Here is a 20166-nt window from a genome sequence, read left to right as displayed (position 1 = left end):
GCCAGCGCCACGCGGGGCTTGCTCACTTGACCGCCCCCGCCGTCAGGCCGGACCGCCAGAACCGCTGGAGGAAGATGAACGCGAGGACGAGGGGGAGCACCGCGAGGAGCGAGCCCATGATCACCACCGGGTAGTACTCGGGAGAGACGGTCGCCTGGCTGTTCCACTGGAACAGGCCGAGACTGACCGGATACAGGTTCTGGTTGGAGAGCATGACCATCGGCAGGAAGAAGTTGTTCCAGATCGAGGTCAGCTGGAAGAGGAAGATGGTGACCAGGCCGGGGCCGAGCATCCGCAGCGAAACACGGACGTACGTGGTCAGCTCCCCGGCGCCGTCGACCCGCGCCGCCTCCAGGACCTCGTTCGGGACGTAGCCCTGCGCGAAGATGCGGCCCAGGTAGACACCGAACGGGTTGAACAGGACCGGGATGAACACCGACCAGAAGGTGTTCACCACCCCGGTCGCGGACGCGAGCAGGTACAGCGGCAGCGCGAGCACCGTCTGCGGCACCATGACCGCCGCGAGGACCAGGCCGAACAGCTTCTCCTTGTGCCGGAAGTGGTACTTGTCGAAGGCGTATCCGCAGGCGACGCTGATCATCGCGCCCAGGGCCGCGCCGAGCACCGCGTACAGCAGGCTGTTGCCGTACCAGCGGCTGTAGAGACCGCCGTCCATCGCGAAGAGGTCCTTGACGTTCTGGACGAGCGAGAAGTCGCTGAACGACAGGATGCTGCTGCTGAACAGGGCGTCGCGGGACTTCGTGGACGCGAGCACCAGCCACAGGGCCGGCAGCAGGGTGTAGAGGACGGAGATCACGACGACGAGGTTGACGGTCGCCCGTCCGAGCAGCCGGGGCCGCAGCACAGTGGAGTCCGTGGCGCTCATCAGGCGTTCCCCTCGGCCGAGTTGACGCGGTTGGTCCAGCGGGTCACGCCGTAGGAGACGGCGATCGTGATGATGAGGAGGATGACCGAGGCGGCCGCCGCGAGCGAGTAGTTGTTACGGCTGAACGCGGCGTCGTAGATGTACATGCTCGGCGAGAACCGGGCGTCGACGACCTGGGAGCCCGCGCGCAGCAGCATGGGTTCGGTGAACAGTTGCAGCGCCCAGATCAGCGTGAACATCGCGACCATGATGATCGAGGAGCGCACCAGCGGCGCCTTCACCTGGAGTGCGGTACGCACCGGACCCGCCCCGTCGACCACCGATGCCTCCAGGACCTCCCGGGGGACCGCCTGGAGGGCCGCGTAGAAGACGACCATGTTGTAGCCGAGGTTGCTCCACACCGCGATGTTCACGATCGACGGGATCGCGGTGTGCAGACCGAGGAAGTCGATGGTGATGTCGGCCTTGCCGAGCACTTCGATGAGGGGGCTGATGCCGGGGGTGTAGAGGTACAGCCAGATCAGCGCGGCGATGATGCCGGGCACCGCGTGCGGCAGGAACAGCCCCAGCTGGGCCCAGGACCGCAGCCGTACGACCCCCGAGTCGAGCAGGAGCGCGAGGGCCAGCGAGCCGGCGGTCATCACCGGGATGTAGATCACGCAGTACAGCGCGACCGTGCCGAGACCGGAGAGGAACGAGGGGTCCGTGAGCACGGCGGCGTACGAGCGCAGGCCGACGAAGACCGTGCGCTCCGGACCGAAACCGAGACCCGGCTGGTCGTCGCTGAAGAAGCTCAGCCACACCGCGGTGCCGACCGGGATCAGGAAGACGAGCGTGAGCAGGACGAAGAACGGGGCCATCAGGACACCCGCGGCGCCGCCCCGGCGGCGCTTGGCCGCACGCTGCGCCTTGCGCCGGGAGCCGTCCGCCTCCCTCGGGGGCGCGGCCGCCGTCGCGGGCGCATGGGTTGTCGCGGTCATGGGACTCACCTGCCTTTCGGGGTGCGGGCGTTCACGTGGAGTGCTGCGTGGTGTTCAGGCCGAGCGCCTTGAGGTCGGGCATCGTGCCGTCCTGCGCGGCGCGCATGGAGGACTCGATCGTTCCCGAGCCCGCCGCCGCCCGGGCGAAGGCGTCCGACATGACCTGTCCGGTCGCGGTCATCCGCGGGCCCCAGACCCAGCCGTCGCTGATCTTCCGGGCCTCCTGCTCGAACAGCGTGTAGATGTCCTGCCCGCCGTAGTACGAGCGGTCGAAGGCCGCGCGTCCCACCCCGATCAGCTCGGTCACGGCCGGGTACTGGCTGCTCGCTCCGCTGGAGAGCCGGGCCCTGAGGGCGTCGGGGTGCGAGACCTGCCACTCGATGAACTCCATGGCGGCCTCGGGGTGCTTGCTGTCCTTGGTGATGGCGAAGGTCGAGCCGCCGTTGGTGCCGAGCGCCGGCTTCGCCGGGTCCCACTGAGGCTGCGGGGCGATCCGCCACAGTCCCTTCTGCTGGGGGCGTGCGTTCATCTGCGCCCCCGCGTCCCAGGCGCCGCTGTGCCGGGTCAGCACCAGGCCGTTGCCGACCTGGGCGTCGGCCTCGCGGCTGTTGGGCGGATTGACGTAGACGAGGTCCTCGTCGATGAGGCGCTGCCAGTACCGGGACACGCGGCGCGTGGGCGCGTCGGCGAGCGACACGTTCCAGGCGCCCTTCGAGGTGTCGAACCAGCGCGCGCCGGCCGCCCAGGCCCAGCCGGAGAACTGGCCCATGTCCGTGGAGAAGAAGGTCACCTTGCGCTTGCCGCCGGTGCGGCGCACGGCGCGGGCCAGTTCGGTGTACTCGTCCCAGGTGGTGGGCACCTCGAAGCCGTACTCGTCGAAGAGGTCCTTGCGGTAGTGCAGCACCATCGGTTCGACGTCGAGCGGCACGCTGTAGGTGCGCTTCTCGAAGGTCGTCAGGCCGAGAGCCTGCGGCAGCAGTTTCGCCCGCAGCCTGTCGCTGATCATGTCCGTGATGTCACGGGCCACACCGTCTATCGCGTACCCCGGGACCTGCGGGTACTCGATGGTGGCGACGTCGGGCGCATTGCCCGCGCGGGCCGCGTTGCTGAGCTTGAGATATCCGCCGGAGGTGCCGGAGGGGATCTGCTCGAAGGCGACCCTGATGTGGTCGTGCGTCTTGTTGAACGCGTCCACCACCTCCTGGCTGCCGCGCAGCGCGGACCAGAAGGTGATGGTGGTGGTGGATCTGCTGCTCTTGGTACCGGACGTGCTGCTGCTCCCGGATGACGCGCTGTCGTTTCCGCTACAGGCGCTCAGGGCGCCCGTCAGTGGCAGCGCGGTGATCGCGGCGAGCATGGATCGACGGCTCTGTCGACCAGGCATGGGCGCCTCCCGCGGCTCCTGCGTGTTCGAGTCACGGGAATACTGATCGGCTGAGCGGACCTGGTCAATAGATCGATCAGAAGAAAATCAAACGGTCAAACGCTCATTGGTCCGGGGGCGGCAGGGGCGCCCGGGGCCTGTGTCGAGCCGCGCACCTTCAGCTCGGGCAGCAGCTCCATCCGGCGTACAGGACCCGAGGCTCCGCCCGGCGTCCGGTCGCCGAGCCGGCGCAGCAGCAGCTCCGCCGCCGCCCGGCCCACATCGGCCTTCGGCGGCGACACGGCGGTCAGCGGTGTGCTGCCGAGCGCCGCGACCACGTCGTCGTACGCGATCGCGGAGCAGTCCTCCGGGACCCGCACCCCGTTGTCACGCAGCGACTGGACCAGCATCAGTGCGTCCACGTCGCCGTGCAGCACGGCAGCGGTGGCGCCCAACTCCCGGATCAGTGTGGGGAGTTCGATCGCCCTCTCCGCGTTCTCCGCATCCGGGTCGGGGGCCGCGCCCGGCGCGCTGAGGGCGATCGCCCACTTGTCGACGTCCGGGTGGTCCGCCGCGATGTCGGTGAACGCCGCACGGATGGCGCGCGCCGTCGGACTGTCGTCGCGCGCGGCGAGCACGATCCGCCGGTGACCGAGGCCCGTGAGGTGCTCGACGGCGAGATGGATGCCGTACCAGTGGTCGGTGCAGACGGTGTCCAGGGCGTGCAGCGCGCTGCCGCGCCGCGGCCTGCGCTCCATCACGACGGCGGGCACCTCCAGGCGCGCCAGCCAGGCGTAGTCCGCCTCCTCGGTCTCCCGGCTGCGCCAGCGCGGTGCGATCAGCAGCCCGCACGCGCCTTCCGCCAGGGCCCGCTCCACGAGGGGCTGTTCGGCGCCGGGCACGGTCGGTGCGATGTGCAGCGCGGTACGGACACCGGCCTCTTCGAAGGCCGTGCGGGCGCCGTGCAGCGTCTCGTACAGATAGGCGTGCCGCTCGGGTACGACGAGTGCGACCGGGCCGCCGTCCACGGGCGGCGGCGCCGGAGCCGTGGCCGGCGCGGGCTGCTCGCTCTCCGCCAGCACCGGCCGGGCGACCCCGTGGCCGCGGCGCAGCTTGCCCTCGCGGGCCAGCTCCTCGACGTCGCGGCGCAGGGTCACCACCGAGACGGCGAGCTCTGCGGCGAGATCGCTGACCCGGGTCGCGCCGCGCGACCGCACGACCGCGAGTATCCGCTGCCGCCTGAGATCGACCGGTTCGCGCATGCTGATGGCCCCCTCACAACCGCTGTTCGTTTGAGCGCTTCGGTGAACGCTTCCGCGGCAGCATAACCAGCGGGGGCCGGACGGGGTCAGCCCTCGGGGAGCTCCGGCTCCGGGGGGAGCCGGTCGAGCGTGATGCCGAAGTACTGGTCGTAGGCCTTGAGGGCGGCGGCGTCCGTGGGCAGCTCGGTGCGTGTGCGCTCCGTGCCGACCGTCGTGGTGAGCGTATGACCGCTGAGGGTGATCCGGCCGTCCTCGGTCAGCAGCGAACAGACCAGGGAACGGGTGAAGTGCGAGGCGGGCGAGGTGCGGTGGTACCAGGCGCCCGCCTCGAAGTCCCTGAGGGCCCTCGGGCGTTGATCGAGCAGGTACTGGGGCTCTCCGTCGCGCAGTACGAGCAGATCGCCGTCGGCGGCGTCCTCGATGCGGAAGACCCCGCCGGGCTCGCGCTGCTCGCCGCGCTCCTCGTACGCCAGCGGGAAGTGCGTGTGCGTGCCGAACCCGATGTCGGCGAGCCAGTCGCCTCCGCGGTCGTCGCGCACGCGCAGCGCGAGGTGGTCGTAGGGGATGCCGGGCCGGCCGCCCTCGCCCACGCCGCGCGCCTGCAACAGCGTCACGTCGTAGCCGAGGGCGGCGAGCAGCGCGGCGAACGCGCCGTTGAGCTCGTAGCAGAAGCCGCCGCGCCGCCGGTCGACCAGCTTGGCGACGAGTGCGTCCGCGTCGAGCGTGATGTCCTCGCCCAGGTGCACGGAGAGGTTCTCGAACGGCACGGCGCGCAGATGCGCCAGGTGCAGGGCGCGCAACGCCCCGGCGGTCGGGGCCGCCGGGCGCGCGGCGCCGATGCGGGCCAGATAGGCGTCGGTGCGGGTGCGGTCCGGAGCGGCGGCCGTGCGGGTGCGGTCCTGGTCAGCCATGGGGCCAGTGTCACCCCTCCCGGGCATCGGGTCCCGGCCGGACCGGAAGCCGGCGGACACTGTTGCCGACGAAACCGGCGTGCGCGGGAAGCTCCTCGTCGGGCACGGCCAGATCCAGGTCGGGGAACCGGGTGAACAGCCGCTCCAGGGCGACCGTCGCCTCGAGGCGGGCCAGCGGCGCGCCCAGGCAGTAGTGGGCGCCGTGCCCGAGCGAGAGATGCCGGCTCGCAGCCCGGCGGGTGAGGTCGAAGCGGTCGGCGTCCGGGCCGTGGGCCGCCGGGTCGCGGCCCGCCGCGGAGTACCCGGCGAGGACGGGGGTGCCCTGCGGGATCACGGTGCCGTCGACGGTGAGGTCCCGGGTCGGATACCGGAACGGGAAGTAGCTGACCGGGCTGTCCCAGCGCAGCGTCTCCTCCACGACGTCCATCCAGGTCGCCGATCCGGCGCGCACGAGCGCGAGCTGGTCGCGGTGGCCGCACAGGGCCCGCACCGCGTTCGTGATCAGGTTCAGCGTCGTCTCGTGCCCGGCGATGACGAACAGGATGAGCGTGCCGATCAGCTCCTCCTGGCTCAGCCGGTCGCCGTCCTCCTCGCGCGCCGCGATGAGGGCGCTGGTGAGATCGTCCCCCGGCTCCTTCGCCCGGGCCGCGGCGACCTGGGCGAGCACCGCCACCATCTCCTTGTTGGCGGCGAGGGCCTCCTGCGGTGTCGTGTCCGTGGAGACGACCTGGCTCGACAGGTGATGCAGCCGGTCCCTGAACTCCTCACCCACACCGAAGAGTTCACAGATGACGCGCATCGGCAGCGGCAGCGCGAACCGGGACCGCAGCTCGACCACGCCGTCGACGGCCGCCTGCCGGGCGACCCCGTCGAGCAGTTCGTCGACAAGCGCCTCGATGCGCGGCCGCAACCCCTCGACCCGGCGGATCGTGAACGCACGGCTCACCAGGGAGCGCAGCCGCCGGTGGTCGTCGCCGTCGGCCGTCGTCATGCCGCGCACCGTCGCGAACGTCCGCAGCGGCCAGCCCGGCGGTATCCGGTCCTCGGCCAGCGCCGTGAAATGCCGGGCGTCCTTGGCGACATCGGGGTGCGCGAGGAACTCCCTGAGCGCGTCGTGGCCGAGGACGAGCATGCCGGGCACGTCACCGGGGAGCACGACGGGAGCCACGGCGCCGCGCTCCCGCAACCGGGCGTTGCGCGCGTGCGGACAGCCGCCCGCCGGGTCGATGCGGTGCGCCCCGGCGCCATCGGGGGACGGCGCGGCGGATCCGGTCGTGGTGCCGGTGCCGGTGCCGGTGCCGGTGTCGGTGGGGCGGGTGCTGGCGATGCCGGTGGCTTCGGCGTCGGCGGAGGAGGTCACGTGCGGGCTCCTGACAGGTCGGGTGACGAGGCCGGGGGAGCGCCCGGCCCTGACCGGCCCGTCAACTCCCCCGAGCGCGACGGCCTTCGGATCCTACGGTGCCCCCGACTCCAGGCCCAGGTCGTAGATCCGATCCAGCAACCACGCCTCGTTGCCCGTGAGGCCCGCGCGGCGCAGCGCCTCGTCGGCCTCCGCGATGGGCACGGCGAGCACCGACGCGGTCGCCGGTGGCTCGCTGCCGGAGAGGGCGGCGCGTGCCGTGTGCAGCAGGCGCAGACAGGCCTGCGCCGCCGCCACCTCGTGGTTCTTCGTCTGCCGACCGTGCTGATTGCCGTTCCTGGTCCCGTTCATGTTCCCACTCTTGCGCACGGGTCTGACAATCCGTCGCCAATGGGGCAGCGCTAGCCTCGTGGGAGCCCCGGGACGTCTGCCGGGGCGTGCACGGAAAGGAGGGATCTGCTGTTGTCCTCGCTCGCAGTTCCCCTGTTCGATCCAGCGGCGGGCCAAGGCGCCCGGCAGCTCGCCGAGTTGGGGCTCGCGCTGGTCCTGTCCACCCTCATCGGTGCCGAGCGCGCCGTCCAGCAGAAGAGTGCCGGTCTGCGCACCCACACGCTCGTCGGCGTCGGCAGCGCCCTGTTCATGGAGGTGTCGCAGCACGGGTTCAACTCCGTGCTCGCCCTGGAGGGCGTGTCGTTCGACCCCTCCCGGGTCGCCGCGCAGATCGTCTCCGGCATCGGGTTCATCGGCGGCGGGCTCATCTTCGTACGAAGGGACGCCGTCCGGGGTCTCACGACCGCGGCCACGGTCTGGCTGACCTGCGCCATAGGGATGGCCTGCGGCGGTGGCCTGCCCCTGCTCGCCCTCGCCGCGACCGCCGTCCACTTCCTCGTCGTACGGGGATACCCCTACCTGACCCGGCGTGTCCCGGCGCTGGCCACCGAACGGCGCTCGGGCCTGTACCTCGCCTACCGGGTCGGCAGCAGTGTCCTGACGCGCGTTCTGGAGGAGTGCACGAGCCGGGGCTTTCGTGTCGTGGAGTTGCGCACCGACCGCACCGACCGCACCGAATGGGAGGAGGGCCCCGACCGGCCCGGCACGATGGCCGTCCGTATGGAGATCGAGGGCGCCGCCGACGTCCCCGCCCTGGTCGCGGTGCTGGCCGAACTCGGCGGGGTTCTCGACGTGGCGTCCATGGAGTCGGCGGCGGACGAGTGACGCCGGGCCGGCCGCCGGTCCGGCCCGGACATCAAGTCAGCCGGTGACGCGGGCTCAGCAGCTCAAGGGGCCCAGCGGCTCAGCGGCGCGTCAGACGCAGTCGCAGATCGCGCGGCATCAGCGTCAGCCGCTCCGCTATCCGCAGCCGGTAGTCCGGCTCCGCGTGCAGGTCGTAGCGGCGCAGTAGCAGGCCCAGTACCAAGGTGGCCTCGTGCAGGGCGAACTGACGGCCGATACAGGCCCGGGCCCCCGTGCCGAACGGTTTGAACACGTGCGCGGGACGCCCCCGCACCGCCTGTGGCGCGAACCGCTCCGGGTCGAACGACTCGGGGTCCTCGCCCCACGCGGCCGGGTCCCGGTGCAGCATCGTCACCAGGACCAGCGCCCAGGCGCCGCGCCGCATCGGATGGGTCCCGCCCAGCGTCGTGTCGGCGACCGCCTCGCGCGCGAACGCCGGGGCCGTCGGCCACAGCCGCAGCGACTCGTCGAGCACCCGACGCAGGTAGCGGAGCTTGGCGACCTGCTCATAGGCGGGCACGGCCGTCTCTCCCCACACCCGGTCGACCTCCTCCTGCGCCTTCGCGAGCACGGCCGGATTCTGCGCGAGGTAGTGCAGCGCGAAGGAGAGCGCGCCGGACGTCGTCTCGTGCCCGGCGACCAGGAACGTGATCACCTGGCGGCGGATGTTCTCCGGCGCGAGGTGCTCGCCCGTCTCGGGATGCGCCACCTCCAGCATCCGGTCGAGCAGATCGCCGGGCCCGCCGCCGTCGGCGCGGCGCGCGGCGATCACCTCGTCGACGGTGCGGTTCAGGTAGGCGCGGTCCGCGGCGTTGCGCCGCTCGGCGCCGCGCAGCAGCGGGGAGAGCAGCGGGGGCACCACGTTGCGGCGCTGGGCGAACGACAGGGCGCCCACCATCGCCGTCACGAACGGATGCGCGCCCTCCTTGTCGAAGTCGCGCTCGAACGAGCCGAAGTCGTGCCCGAAGCCGGTCCGCGCGATCGTCTCCAGCGTCAGCTTGGTCATGTCCCCGGGCACGTCCACCGTCCGCCCGGCCGCCTCGCTCGCGTCCCACGCGGCGGTGAGCTGCCCCGCCACGTCCAGCATCAGCGGGTGGTAGCCGGCCATCGCGTCGCGGCTGAAGCCGGGGGCGAGTATGTCGTGCGCCAGCTGCCAGTTGGGTTCGTGGTTGTACGCGGTGAACAGCCCGTCGCCCGCCACCGGCCGCAGGTTCGCGACGCCGAGCCCGACGTGCTTGGCGAACCGCGACTCGTCCGCCAGCTCCGCGGCCAGCTCGGCGCCCGCCACGAACACGATCTCCTTGCCGAACGCCTTGCGCCGGAAGATCGGCCCCAGTTCGGCGGCGATCCGCATCGAGTCCTGGAGGGGCGTGCGGACGTTGCTGCCCAGCACGTCACCGATCAGCGGGACACGGCGCGGCGGGTGCGGGATCCGGTCCAGGAGCGGCCAGCCCTGCTCGGCGCTGCGAAAGCCCCGCGGCAGCACGCCCTCCGCCGTCTGCGTCACCTGCGCCATCGTGCCCATCTCCCTTGCGCGACCGACGGGTTGAGCCCGACCCCGCACCTTGTTAGACGTGGATTCAATAATGCGCCACAGTGTGGTCCGCTGTTGAACCGACGTCAAGTAAGCGGAAGAACGTCCAGTAAGGTGCCTGCATGAGCGCAGAGTCAGGGGGAGCGCGGGCCTCGGGGGAGCGGACCCGGCGCAGGCTGAGCACCGAGGAGCGGCGGGAGCAACTGCTGTCCGTAGGCGCCAAGTTGTTCGCGCAGGACCCGTACGACGACGTCTGGATCGAACAGGTCGCCGAGATCGCCGGTGTCTCTCGCGGCCTGCTGTACCACTATTTCCCGACCAAGCGGGACTTCTTCGCCGCCGTCGTCCACCGCGAGAGCACCCGGATGCTGCGGCTGACCGCCGCCGTCCCCGGCATTCCGGTACGCGAGCAGCTCGGCACCGGCCTGGACACCTTCCTGGAGTACGTCGCCTCGCACGCGCAGGGCTTCCGGGCGTTCCACCGCGCGGAGGCGGCGGGCGACCCCGCCGTGCGCACCGTGTACCGGGAGGGCCTCGCCGCCCACGAAGCGCAGATCATGGCCGCGCTCGCCGCCGATCCGCAGATGGTGGACCGGCTTCCCGGACCGGCCGTGCTGCGCCTCGCGGTGCGCGGCTGGCTCGCCTTCCTCGTCGCCGTCTGCCTGGACTGGCTCGACGAGCCACAGCTGACCCGCGCGCAGGTCCGCGACCTGTGCGCGCGGGCGCTGCTGGGGGCGCTGGAGTCCTGAGGCGCGGGTTGCCACCGTCCGGAACCGGACCGCCCCGACCGGCCGCGGGATCGTAAGGAAAACTTGCAAGGCTTCCTGTCTATCTCTTACGGTGGAGGCATGTCAGGAACGCAGGGACCCACGGCCGCGGAGCCGCCCACCGAGCGCATCGCCGCCGATCTCGCCACCGTCGTCGGGCGGCTCTCGCGCAGGCTGCGCACCGCGTCGCCGGACAGCCTCCTCACGCCGACCCAGCGCACGGTCCTGGCCCGCCTCGACACCGAGGGGCCCGCCACCACCGCCGCGCTCGCCCGCTCCGAGTACGTCCGGCCGCAGTCCATGCGCCTGACCATCGGCGCCCTGGAGGAGCAGGGCTTCGTGGAGCGCTCCGCCGACCCGAACGACGGGCGCCAGTCCGTCATGTCGATCACCGACAGCGGCCGGGCCACCCTCGCCTCCGTGCGCGCCGCCAAGCACGGCTGGCTCGCCGAGGCCCTCACCTCCGAACTCGACGAAGCCGAGCGACGCACCCTGACCGAGGCGACGCTGCTCCTGGAGCGGCTGGTGCAGAAGTGAGCGGTGGCGCGAGCGACACAGCCACCACCCGCGTCGCCGTCCCTCAGGAGCCCGCTGCTGAGCCAGCGGGGTTCCACGCCCGGCTCACCGCGCCGCTGCTGCTCGGCTCGCTCCTGAACCCGCTCAACACGACGATGATCTCCACCGCCCTGGTGGCGATCGGGCACGACTTCGGGATCGGCGCCGCCGACACGGCCTGGCTGATCTCCGTCCTCTACCTCGCCAGCGCCGTCGCCCAGCCCGTGCTCGGCAAACTGGCCGACGCCCTCGGCCCGCGCCGCGTCTTCCTCGCGGGGCTCGTGGTCGTGTGTGCCTCGGGGATCGTCGGCGTCCTGGCCCCCGGTTTCGGCTGGCTCATCGTCTCCCGGCTGCTGCTCGGCATCGGCACGTCGGCCGCCTACCCCGCGGCGATGGCCGTCCTGCGCGACGAAGGGCGCCGCGTGGGGCGCCGCCCGCCGCGGCCCGTCATGGCCCGGCTCTCCTTCGCCGCGCTCGGCAGTGCCGCCGTCGGCCCGACCCTCGGCGGGCTGCTCGTCACCGTCGTCGGCTGGCGCGGCATCTTCGCGGTGAACGTGCCCGTCGCCGTCATCGCGTTCGTCTGCGCGCTCGCCTGGATCCCCGCCGATCTCCCGCGCGCCACGGACGGCGAACCGGCTCCCAAGCTCGCCCTCGACCCGCTCGGCATCGGCCTCTTCTCCACCGCCCTGACCGTGCTGGTCTTCTTCCTCCTCGACCTCGCCCACCCCCTGTGGTGGCTGCTCGCCCCGTTCGCCGTAATCACGGCCGCGCTGCTGTGGTGGCAACTGCGCTGCCGCACCCCGTTCATCGACGTCCGGACGCTCGCCGCGAACGGCCCGCTCGCCCGCACCTACCTCCGCCACGGCCTGAGCTATCTGCTGATTTATTGCGTCATGTACGGCTATACTCAGTGGCTCGAAGAAGGGCGTGGCTACTCCTCCGGGCACACCGGGCTGCTCATGCTGCCGATGTCCGTGGCCGCCCTGCTCTGCTCCCTGCTCGGCGCCCGCACGAAGGGCATCCGCGCCCCGCTCACCGTGGCCTGCGTCCTGCTGACCGCGGGCGCGGGACTGCTCACCGTCGTCTCCGGCTCCACCCCGCTCGTCGTCCTGCTCCTCGCGGGCGCCTGCTTCGGCATCCCGCAGGGGCTCATCGGCACCAGCAACCAGGCCGCGGTCCAGGAGTACGCGCCCGCCGCCGACATCGGCTCGGCCGCCGGACTGCAGCGCACCGCCCAGTACATCGGCGCCATCACCGCGTCCAGTCTGATCGCCCTCGCCTACGGGCAGCGCGCCGACGACGGCGGCCTGCACCTGATGGCCGGTGCCTCGGTCGTCCTCGGCGTCCTGCTCGTGGCCCTCACCCTGACGGACCGTGCCCTGCACCGGGCCGGGAGTTAGAGCAGCCCCTCGGTCTCACTCGGCGTCGTGGAAGACGAGCCCGAGCGTGTGCCGGCGGCCCGAGCGGACCGTGCTCACACCGTGCCGCATCGGGCCGTTCGCCCAGCCGCGTACCGAGCGCACCGGACGGTCCCGCGTCGTGAACACCAGCGCGTGCCCCTGCGACAGGGTCGTGGAGAAACCGCGTGACTGCGCGCGGGGCCGCTGCTCCGTCATCAGGAACTCGCCGCCGCGGTAGTCCACGCCCGGTTCGTCCAGGCCGATGACGACCTGGAGCGGGAACACCAATTCGCCGTACAGATCACGGTGCAGGGCGTTCCAGTCGCCCGCCCCGTACCGCAGCAGGATCGGCGTCGGCCGGGTCTGGCCCGCCGCGTGGCAGCGCTCCAGCCACTCGTCGAGCGAGTCCGGCCAGGGCGCGGGCCGGTTCAGCCGCCGCGCCCAGGCCCGCGCGATCGGCAGCAGCCGCGGATAGAACGCGGCGCGCAACTCCCCTACGAGGTCGGGCAACGGGTGCGCGAAGTAGCGGTACTGGCCCCGGCCGAACCGGTAGCGGGCCATGTCGATGGTCGACCGGAACCGGGCCACGTCGTCGTAGAGCGCGGCGACGGACCGGCACTGTGCCTGGGTGAGCACCGGCCGCGGCGTCAGGGCGCTGCCGAACTCGTCGAGCTCCCCGGCGAGTGCGGTCCAGTCGACCGCGTCGAGCCGGTCCTGCGCCGTGCCGTGGAGGGTGCTGGTGCTGGTCATGCCTCCAGGCTGCCCGCGCGCGCGGGACGGTGCTGGCGGGAATCGGACAGCGCGTTCGGTGCGGTAGTGTGACCGGGCCCAACAGCGCCACGAGGGACCGAGGAGGTGAGTCCGATCACTGCTGTGTCAGGTCGGGAGCTCCCTTCTCCTGTCGCACGTACCGTCCGCTCGCTCTGACGTTCCGTCTTCGAGCGGGCCGGTGACCGTCCGGCGCCCGGGAGCCCCATCGGCTTCCCGAGAGGTCATACATCAGCCATGTCGCTTCCCCCTTCGCCGTCCCCGTCGCCCCTTTTCTCCTCCTCCGTTCCGGCCGCCGACCCGGCCCCGGTCGTCGCGATCCTGCGCCGGGCCGGCTGCGTCTTCGCCGAGGACGAAGCGCACATCCTGCTCTCCAGCGCCCGGGACACCGCTGAGCTGACCGCGATGGTCGAGCGCCGCGCGGCCGGGCTCCCGCTCGAACACGTCGTCGGGTGGGCCGAGTTCTGCGGTCGGCGCGTCACGGTCGACCCCGGCGTCTTCGTGCCGCGCCGCCGCACCGAGTTCCTGGCCCGGCAGGCGCTGGCCCTGATGCCGCCCGACGCCGTCGTCGTCGACCTGTGCTGCGGCAGCGGCGCGGTCGCCGCCGTCCTCGCGGACCGGCGCCCCGCGCTGCTGCACGCGGCGGACCTGGACCCGGCGGCGGTGCGCTGCGCCCGGCGCACCCTCGTGCCGCTCGGCGGCGCGGTCCACGAGGGCGACCTGTACGAACCGCTGCCCGCGGAACTGGCGGGCCGGGTCGACATCCTGGTCGCGAACGGCCCGTACGTCCCCACCGGCGACGTGCCCCTGCTGCCGCCCGAGGCGCGTGACCACGAGCGGCGCATGGCCCTCGACGGCGGCGCCGACGGCCTCGACGTCCTGCGCCGGGTGGCCGCCGGGGCGCCGCGCTGGCTGGCGCCCGGCGGCCACCTGTTCGTGGAGACCGGCGAACATCAGGCCGCGGCCGCACAGGCGGCGGTACGCTCCGCCGGTCTGCGACCGCGGGTGACGCGGGACGACGACCTCTACGCCACGGTGATCATCGCGACGCGTCCCTGAACCGGGCTCCGTAGGCGCGGGGTCAGCTCTCGTAGGAGACCCGGACGTCCTTGAACCCGAGGGAGCGCAGCAGCCCCCGCAGCATGTCGGTCGTGTTGCGCTCGGCGCGGGCGGTGAGGTGGCTGTCCCGCGCCGCCTCCCCGATGTGCCGGGCGGCGAGCTTGCGTACGGCCTGCTCGTCGTTCGGGTTGTCCGAGAACAGGTCGCCGAGCCGGTCGAGGAGACCCCGCTGCTTCGACACGGCGTAGGAGCGGTCCGTGTCGAGGGCGGGGCTGCCGAGCTGTGCGTGCGGCAGCTTCAGCGTCGCCGACGTCCGCGCGTCGTTCACCCGGACGTCCCCGGAGCCGATCTTCCCGAGATCCACGTAGGCGTCCACGCTGCCGGCCCCGATGTACAGGGTCCGGGTCCCGCGGATCGCGTCCGGGAGGTATTTGGTGTCCTTCTCCAGGTCCACCACGACCTGGAAGTTCCCGGACGCGGCCTCGTAACGGCTCAGATCCCGCACCGACTTGAGCAGCGCGGGGCCCGACCGGTCGTGCGTCTCGGTACCGAAGACATCGCCCAGCCGGTGCATCAGACGCAGCCCGGTGAAGACGAGTACCAGTACCAGCACCAGTACGCCCAAGAGTTTCGCCCAACGGGGCAGTGGCACAGCCCTCGACGTCATGACGGAACCTCCTTCGTCGATCCCTAGGAGGCCTTGTTCCACCGTATCGACTGATCACGCCTGCGGCAGGGCCTCCGACGTCCGGACCGGACGGTCGCCCGACACACGCGACCACCACACTCCCTCGCCGCGCGTGAGCCCCGGCAGCGCCAGCTCGATCTCCCGCACCCTGCGTGCCGTCAGCCTGCCGGTGATCAGCCATGCCTCCTGCCCACCCGTCGTACGTCCGAACTCGGCTCCCAGAGCCGACAGTTGAGCGGTTACGGGAGCGAGCGCGTCCAGCGGGACCTCGACCTCGAAGGTGTGGACCGGCTCATGGACCACGGTCCCGGCCCGCTCCAGGGCCTGCCGGGTGACGAGCGCGGTCACGGTCCGGAAGTCACCCGCCACGCTGACGGGGGAGTCGAATCCCGAGCGGGTCAAAGTCACATGACAGTCCGTCACGGGCCAGCCCCGCGGCCCGCCCTGTGCCAGGGTGGCGTGCACCGTGTCCTCGACCGCTTGGTGGAACGCCCGCGGCAGGGCGCCCAGTTCGGTCTCGTACGAGAAGACGCGGCCGGAGCCGTGCGGTCCCGGTCCGATCCGCAGACCGACGGTCGCGGGCAGCCCGGTCGTGCTGCGGTGGCCCCTCTCCTCCAGGGCCTCGCCCGTGCCCGCGGGGCGCTCCACACAGCGGATCCGGCTCGGCTCGAACGCGGCCTCGATGCCGAACTCCCCGACCAGGGTGGCCCCCAGTACTTCCTTCTGCACCTCTCCGTACAGGAGGAGCGCGGTGCTGCCGTCGGGCTCCGGGTGGGCGTGGATCAGCGGGTCCTGGTCGGCGAGTTCGAGCAGGGCCGAGCGCAGCGCGGCGCCCTGGCCCGCCCGTACGGCCCGGGCCACCGTCCGCAAGGTCGGCGGGGCGAACCTGGGTTCTCCGCACCGGAGTTCACCCAGTCGGTCGCCCACGCGGATCCCGGCCGCGCCGCGCACCTCGGCGATCTGGCCGGGCCCGGCGGTGTCACCCTCGGCGCCGACGACCCGGATCCCGGTGAGCCGTCCGGCGATCCGCTCCGTGCCGCCCTCGGCGTCGTGCCGCAGAAAGGTCACCTTCTGACGGGCCCGTACCTGGCCCTCGTAGAGGCGCAGATAGCCGATTCGCTCCCCGACAGGGCCGCGTCGGACGGCGAACACGGTGCCGGCCGGCAGCGCGGACTCCGCTCCGGGTTTCGTGATCGCGGGAATGAACTCCCGTACCGCTTCGATCAGTTCGGGCACTCCCTGGCCGCCGATGGCCGAGCCGAACAGGACGGGATGGAGGGTGCCGTCGCCGGTCCGCGCCGTCAGCGCCGCGCGCACCGCGTCGGCGTCCGGCGGTGGCCCGTCGACCAGCGCGGCCAGGATCGTGTCGTCGACGTCCGCCAGCGCGCGGGCGGCCTCGTCCCGCACCGCCGGGTGCCCGAGGCGACGGGCGGTGACGGTGGCGCCCGGCGTGCCGGCTCCCCGCACCTCCGTGAGCGGCACGACATGCGGGGTGAGCCGACGGCGGATGTCGTCGAGCAGCGGCGCGGTCCGTGCGCCCGCCCGGTCGATCTTGTTGACGAACACGAGCGTGGGCAGGCCGAGCCGCCGCAGCGTCTTGAGCAGCACACGGGTCTGTGCCTGGACACCCTCCACCGCGGAGATCAGCAGGACGGCCCCGTCGAGCACGTCGAGGGCCCGCTCCACCTCGGCGATGAAGTCGGAGTGGCCCGGGGTGTCGATGAGGTTGATCTGCGTGTCACCGACGGTGAACGCGGCGACGGCCGAGCGGATCGTGATGCCGCGCTGCCGCTCGATCGCGCCGGTGTCGGTGCGGGTGTCCCCGCCGTCGACGCTGCCGAGCCGGTCGATGGCGCCGGTGTCGAACAGCAGCCGCTCGGTGAGGCTGGTCTTACCGGCGTCGACGTGGGCGAGAATGCCGATGTTCAGGGTCGTGCGTACCTGCTGGGTCTGCATGGAAGGTCGAGTCCTCGAAAGCTGGGGTCCGGCGGGGTCGCTGAACTGCTTCGAGGAATCGGCGCATGCGGGTCTCCTGAACGGGCGAGGACGTGTCCCGCCCATGGTGCGCAGCGGGTCACCGCCGCGCGCAACTCATTTTCCGGGGGCGCGGAAGCGGCGTACGTACCGCTTCTGCCACGGCGTCTCCACGGCGTGCCGGTCGTAGTGGCGGCGCACGTACGCGACGGCGTCGGCGGCCGGTACGCCGTCCAGGACGGCCAGGCAGGCGAGCGCCGTCCCGGTCCGGCCGCGCCCGCCCCCGCACGCCAGCTCCACGCGCTCGTCGGGGGCCCTGCGCCAGGCGTCGAGCAGCACGGCACGGGCGCGTCCGGCGTCGGACGGCAGCCGGAAGTCCGGCCAGCGCAGCCAGACCGACTCCCATTCCACAGGCGGCGGTTGGCCGCCGAGGAGATGGACGGCGTACGTGGGCGGCGGGCCCGGTGGCAGCGGACGGCGCAGCCCGCGGCCGCGCACGAGCCGGCCCGAGGGCAGGCGCAGGACGCCGGGTCCGCCCGGCTCCCAGCTCATCGCGCCTGCCGTGCGGTGGAGAGCAGGAACGCCGCGAGCCGGCGCGCCCGGCCGAACGCGTCGGGCAGGACGTCGAGCCCGTCCGTGACCAGCGCGCCCTCGTGCAGCAGCATCAGGGAGCGGCCCAACTCCCGTGCGGCGTCCGGCGACACGTTCTCCGCGAGCCGGGTGAACAGCTCCAGCATCCACTGCTTCTGCCCGGTGATCACGGCGTACGCGGGATGGGCCGGATCGCTGATCTCGGCATGCGCGTTCACCATGCTGCAGCCCTTGCCGCTGTGGGCCGCCATCCACTCCCGCGAGGCGTCGAAGACCGCCAGCACGCGGTCCACCGGTGAGAGCGCCGCCGGGTCGTGGTGCGCGGCGAGGAACGCCCGCCAGCGCGCGTCCCGCGTGGCCAGGTAGTCCACGACGATCCGCTCCTTGGAGCCGAACCGGTCGTAGAGCGTCTTCTTCGTGACGCCCGCATCGGCCGCGATCAGGTCGACGCCCACGGCGTGGATGCCGCGCTCGTAGAACAGCCGCGAGGCGGTCTCCAGGACGCGGCGCGCCGCCGGGGTCAGATCGGCGCGGTCGGGGTCGACGGCCGGAGGTGCCGGGGCCGGCGCGGCCGGCGCGGCCGGGGTCGGCTGGACTGGGGTCGGCGTCGTTCGCATGCCCTCCAGGGTATACCGATCTGTATAGTGGGCGCCAGAGTAAACAGATCTGTATACCTCGTACGTGAGGCGGTGTCCGCGCCATGAACGTCCTGTTGTCCCTCGGTTTCGTCCTGACCTGGAGCTCCGGCTTCATCGGCGCCAAGCTCGGCGCCGGCGACGCGAGCGCCGTGACCACGCTGATGTGGCGCTTCCTGCCGCTGGCGCTCGTCCTCGGAGCCGTCGCCGCGACAGCGGGCCGGCGCTGGTGGCGCGGTCTGACGCTCCGCGACATCGGACGCCAGACCGTCGTGGGCGCCCTGTCGCAGAGCGGCTATCTGCTGACCGTCTACTACGCCATCCAGCTCGGCGTCTCCAGCGGCACCACCGCCCTCATCGACGGCACCCAGCCGCTCGTCGCGGGGGCCCTCGCCGGGCCGCTGCTGCGGCAGTACGTCACCGCGCGCCAGTGGCTCGGCCTGTGCCTGGGCGTGGCCGGGGTCGTGGTCGTCACCACGGCCGACGCGGCAGCGGTCACCGGCGTCGCCGGATGGGCGTACGCGATCCCCTTCCTCGGCATGCTGGCACTGGTGGCGGCCACCTTCGTGGAGAGCCGCTCGCCGACGCGCGTGGAGCCGATGGCCGCGCTGACCGTGCACTGTGCCACCAGCGCTGTCGTCTTCACCGCCCTCGCCGTCGCCGCCGGGCAGGTCGCTCCGCCCGCCGCCCCGTCCTTCTGGCTCGCGATCGCCTGGCTGGTCGGCCTGTCGACGTTCGGCGGCTACGGCCTGTACTGGGTCGTGCTGCGCAGGCGCGGCCTGACGCAGGTCAACACCCTGATGTTCCTGATGGCACCGGTGACCGCGGTGTGGGGCGCACTCATGTTCGGTGAATCGTTCGGCGTCCGCACCGCGCTCGGCCTCGCCCTCGGGCTCGCCGCCGTCGGGGTCGTCCAGCGGGGCGCCCCGCGCAAGCCCGCGCACGTGTCAGGCGGAACACCGTCCCGGCCGCGCGAGCGAGCGAGCTCTCAGTCCTGACCCGTCCCCGCGGGGACCAGGTGCCGGTTGGGGCGCACCGCGGCCTCGGCCAGCTCCGGCACCTCCGCGACGGCGACGCCCGCGTCGGCCAGCACCCCGATCCCGTCGGCGCCCGGCACGAACGTGTCCGGCTCCCGCCACGCCGTCACCACCCGCCGCACGCCCGCGTCCACGATCAGCCGCGCGCACGGCTTCGGCCGCGACGCCCGGTGGGCGCACGGTTCCAGGCTGCTGTAGACCGTGGCCCCGGCAAGGCGCGGATCGCCGGCGGCGAGCTTGCCGAGCGCCGCCTCCTCGGCGTGCACGACCGGGTCGCCGGCCTCCCGCGAATGGCCCCGCGCGAGCTCCGTGCCGTCGGCCGCGACGATCACCGCGCCGACACTGAACGCGGTCTCGGACGGCGGGCACCGCACGGCCAGGTCACAGGCGATCCGCAGCCAGTGCCGGTCCGCGGCCGTGGCCACGCCGAGGGTGCCGGGCACCGTCGGCGCGTACCGAGTGACGATCACGTCGCCCAGCCGCTCCGTGTCCAGCACCCGCATCCGCCCGCGCGGCCCGCCCGGATACGCGCCGGGCCCGAACAGCCGGGGCGCGTCCGGCTCGCCGACCACCAACGGGGCGACTGCGAGCCGCAGTTCGTCCGCGAACCCGAGCTGGAGCAACTGGGTGTGGACCCGCGCACCGCCCTCGACCATCAGCCGCCGCACGCCACGCGCCCCGAGATCGTCGAGGAGCGCCGCCCAGTCGACGGCCGGGCCGAGCGCCACCACGTCGGCGGCGCCGCCCAGGCGCGGCCGGGCGAGCTCCGCGCCCTTGTCCGTGGTGCAGAGCAGCCGCTCGTCGCCGGTCGTCCAGAACGGGTCCGCCGGGTCCAGATCGCCGGAGCCGCTGACCGCCACCTTCAGCGGGTACGCCGACCGCCCCTCCTCGACCCGCCGCGCGCGCCGCTCCGGCGAGTTGACCAGCAGCCGGGGCCGGTCCGCGCGCAGCGTCCCCGCCCCGACGAGGATCGCGTCGCTCGCCGCGCGCTCCGCGTCGACCCGGTCGAAGTCCTCGGGCCCGGACAGCAGCAGCCGCTCGGGCCCGACGTCGTCGAGGCAGCCGTCGAGCGAGACGGCGGCGGACAACAGCACGTAAGGGCGGGACATGGCGACTCCGTGACCGGTGGGACGTACGCACCGACCTTAGAGCCTGCCCCGGAC

The 20166-nt window shown here is 72.6% G+C and carries 20 protein-coding genes; 6 read left to right on the top strand and 14 right to left on the bottom strand.

The annotated features are described in order from the left end of the window. Positions 1–22: 22 nt before the first annotated feature. From ABD366_RS06630 to ABD366_RS06600, 7 genes are all read right to left on the bottom strand, one after another. The gene (locus ABD366_RS06630) at positions 23–886 is read right to left on the bottom strand and encodes a carbohydrate ABC transporter permease (protein ID WP_324767310.1); all 864 of its coding nucleotides are present in this window, start codon (positions 884–886) and stop codon (positions 23–25) included. Beyond that, complete coding sequence (locus tag ABD366_RS06625; protein ID WP_324767311.1) at positions 886–1866, bottom strand: carbohydrate ABC transporter permease; 981 nt, start codon at positions 1864–1866, stop codon at positions 886–888. The genes ABD366_RS06630 and ABD366_RS06625 overlap by 1 nt, the downstream gene beginning before the upstream one ends. Positions 1867–1897: 31 nt before the next feature. Continuing rightward, positions 1898–3250 (bottom strand): ABC transporter substrate-binding protein, encoded by a 1353-nt coding sequence (locus ABD366_RS06620; RefSeq protein ID WP_324767312.1) that lies wholly within the window; start codon positions 3248–3250, stop codon positions 1898–1900. Positions 3251–3345: 95 nt separating this feature from the next. Next, a complete protein-coding gene (locus ABD366_RS06615) occupies positions 3346–4491 on the bottom strand; it encodes a substrate-binding domain-containing protein (RefSeq protein ID WP_324767313.1) in 1146 nt (381 codons plus the stop codon). Positions 4492–4577: 86 nt separating this feature from the next. Further along, a complete protein-coding gene (locus ABD366_RS06610) occupies positions 4578–5402 on the bottom strand; it encodes an arylamine N-acetyltransferase family protein (protein ID WP_324767315.1) in 825 nt (274 codons plus the stop codon). 10 nt (positions 5403–5412) lie between these two features. After that, positions 5413–6630 carry a cytochrome P450 family protein gene (locus ABD366_RS06605; RefSeq protein WP_324767325.1) on the bottom strand — a complete coding sequence of 406 codons (1218 nt, stop codon included), beginning with the start codon at positions 6628–6630 and terminating at the stop codon, positions 5413–5415. A 225-nt stretch (positions 6631–6855) separates the two neighbouring features. Further along, positions 6856–7113 (bottom strand): hypothetical protein, encoded by a 258-nt coding sequence (locus tag ABD366_RS06600; RefSeq protein ID WP_324767316.1) that lies wholly within the window; start codon positions 7111–7113, stop codon positions 6856–6858. Between the two features lie 111 nt (positions 7114–7224). Here ABD366_RS06600 and ABD366_RS06595 point away from each other — a divergent pair, with 111 nt between their 5' ends. Next, positions 7225–7977: an MgtC/SapB family protein gene (locus ABD366_RS06595; protein WP_324767318.1), complete on the top strand. Its 753-nt coding sequence runs from the start codon at positions 7225–7227 to the stop codon at positions 7975–7977. 79 nt (positions 7978–8056) lie between these two features. Here the strand turns inward: ABD366_RS06595 and ABD366_RS06590 are convergent, their stop codons facing one another. Then, positions 8057–9511, bottom strand: coding sequence for a cytochrome P450 (locus ABD366_RS06590; protein ID WP_324767319.1), 1455 nt, complete (start codon positions 9509–9511; stop codon positions 8057–8059). 140 nt (positions 9512–9651) lie between these two features. Here ABD366_RS06590 and ABD366_RS06585 point away from each other — a divergent pair, with 140 nt between their 5' ends. The 3 genes from ABD366_RS06585 (at position 9652) to ABD366_RS06575 (ending at position 12251) form a co-directional block, all read left to right on the top strand. Beyond that, entirely contained in the window at positions 9652–10278 is a 627-nt protein-coding gene (locus tag ABD366_RS06585) for a TetR/AcrR family transcriptional regulator (protein ID WP_324767320.1), read from the top strand. A 99-nt stretch (positions 10279–10377) separates the two neighbouring features. Next, positions 10378–10833, top strand: coding sequence for a MarR family winged helix-turn-helix transcriptional regulator (locus ABD366_RS06580; protein WP_324767321.1), 456 nt, complete (start codon positions 10378–10380; stop codon positions 10831–10833). A gap of 95 nt (positions 10834–10928) precedes the next feature. After that, positions 10929–12251 carry an MFS transporter gene (locus tag ABD366_RS06575; protein WP_324767326.1) on the top strand — a complete coding sequence of 441 codons (1323 nt, stop codon included), beginning with the start codon at positions 10929–10931 and terminating at the stop codon, positions 12249–12251. 15 nt (positions 12252–12266) lie between these two features. Here ABD366_RS06575 and ABD366_RS06570 read toward each other — a convergent pair whose 3' ends face one another. Next, positions 12267–13001, bottom strand: coding sequence for a 2OG-Fe(II) oxygenase (locus tag ABD366_RS06570; RefSeq protein WP_324767322.1), 735 nt, complete (start codon positions 12999–13001; stop codon positions 12267–12269). Positions 13002–13256: 255 nt separating this feature from the next. On the opposite strand from ABD366_RS06570, the gene ABD366_RS06565 reads away from it, so the two are divergent. Further along, entirely contained in the window at positions 13257–14078 is an 822-nt protein-coding gene (locus tag ABD366_RS06565) for a putative protein N(5)-glutamine methyltransferase (RefSeq protein ID WP_344441260.1), read from the top strand. Positions 14079–14100: 22 nt separating this feature from the next. Here ABD366_RS06565 and ABD366_RS06560 read toward each other — a convergent pair whose 3' ends face one another. From ABD366_RS06560 to ABD366_RS06545, 4 genes are all read right to left on the bottom strand, one after another. Beyond that, positions 14101–14745, bottom strand: coding sequence for a DUF4230 domain-containing protein (locus tag ABD366_RS06560; protein WP_324774531.1), 645 nt, complete (start codon positions 14743–14745; stop codon positions 14101–14103). Between the two features lie 54 nt (positions 14746–14799). Beyond that, positions 14800–16722 carry a tetracycline resistance ribosomal protection protein Otr(A) gene (gene otr(A) / locus ABD366_RS06555; RefSeq protein WP_324774529.1) on the bottom strand — a complete coding sequence of 641 codons (1923 nt, stop codon included), beginning with the start codon at positions 16720–16722 and terminating at the stop codon, positions 14800–14802. A 135-nt stretch (positions 16723–16857) separates the two neighbouring features. After that, complete coding sequence (locus tag ABD366_RS06550; protein WP_324774527.1) at positions 16858–17292, bottom strand: protein-tyrosine phosphatase family protein; 435 nt, start codon at positions 17290–17292, stop codon at positions 16858–16860. Further along, positions 17289–17855, bottom strand: a complete 567-nt coding sequence (locus ABD366_RS06545; RefSeq protein ID WP_324774535.1) for a TetR/AcrR family transcriptional regulator — start codon at positions 17853–17855, stop codon at positions 17289–17291. The genes ABD366_RS06550 and ABD366_RS06545 overlap by 4 nt, the downstream gene beginning before the upstream one ends. Before the next feature lie 176 nt (positions 17856–18031). Here ABD366_RS06545 and ABD366_RS06540 point away from each other — a divergent pair, with 176 nt between their 5' ends. Then, a complete protein-coding gene (locus ABD366_RS06540; RefSeq protein WP_324774525.1) occupies positions 18032–18964 on the top strand; it encodes a DMT family transporter in 933 nt (310 codons plus the stop codon). On the opposite strand, the gene ABD366_RS06535 is transcribed toward ABD366_RS06540, so the two are convergent. After that, a complete protein-coding gene (locus tag ABD366_RS06535) occupies positions 18955–20112 on the bottom strand; it encodes a dihydrofolate reductase family protein (protein WP_324774523.1) in 1158 nt (385 codons plus the stop codon). The two genes, ABD366_RS06540 and ABD366_RS06535, sit on opposite strands and share 10 nt — an antisense overlap. Positions 20113–20166 lie beyond the last annotated feature (54 nt).

This window comes from Streptomyces kunmingensis (genome assembly GCF_039533535.1).
GTDB classification, from domain to species: Bacteria; Actinomycetota; Actinomycetes; order Streptomycetales; family Streptomycetaceae; genus Streptomyces; species Streptomyces kunmingensis.
Note: the sequence above shows the minus strand (reverse complement) of the source record. Positions and strands in the feature narration are given on the sequence as shown.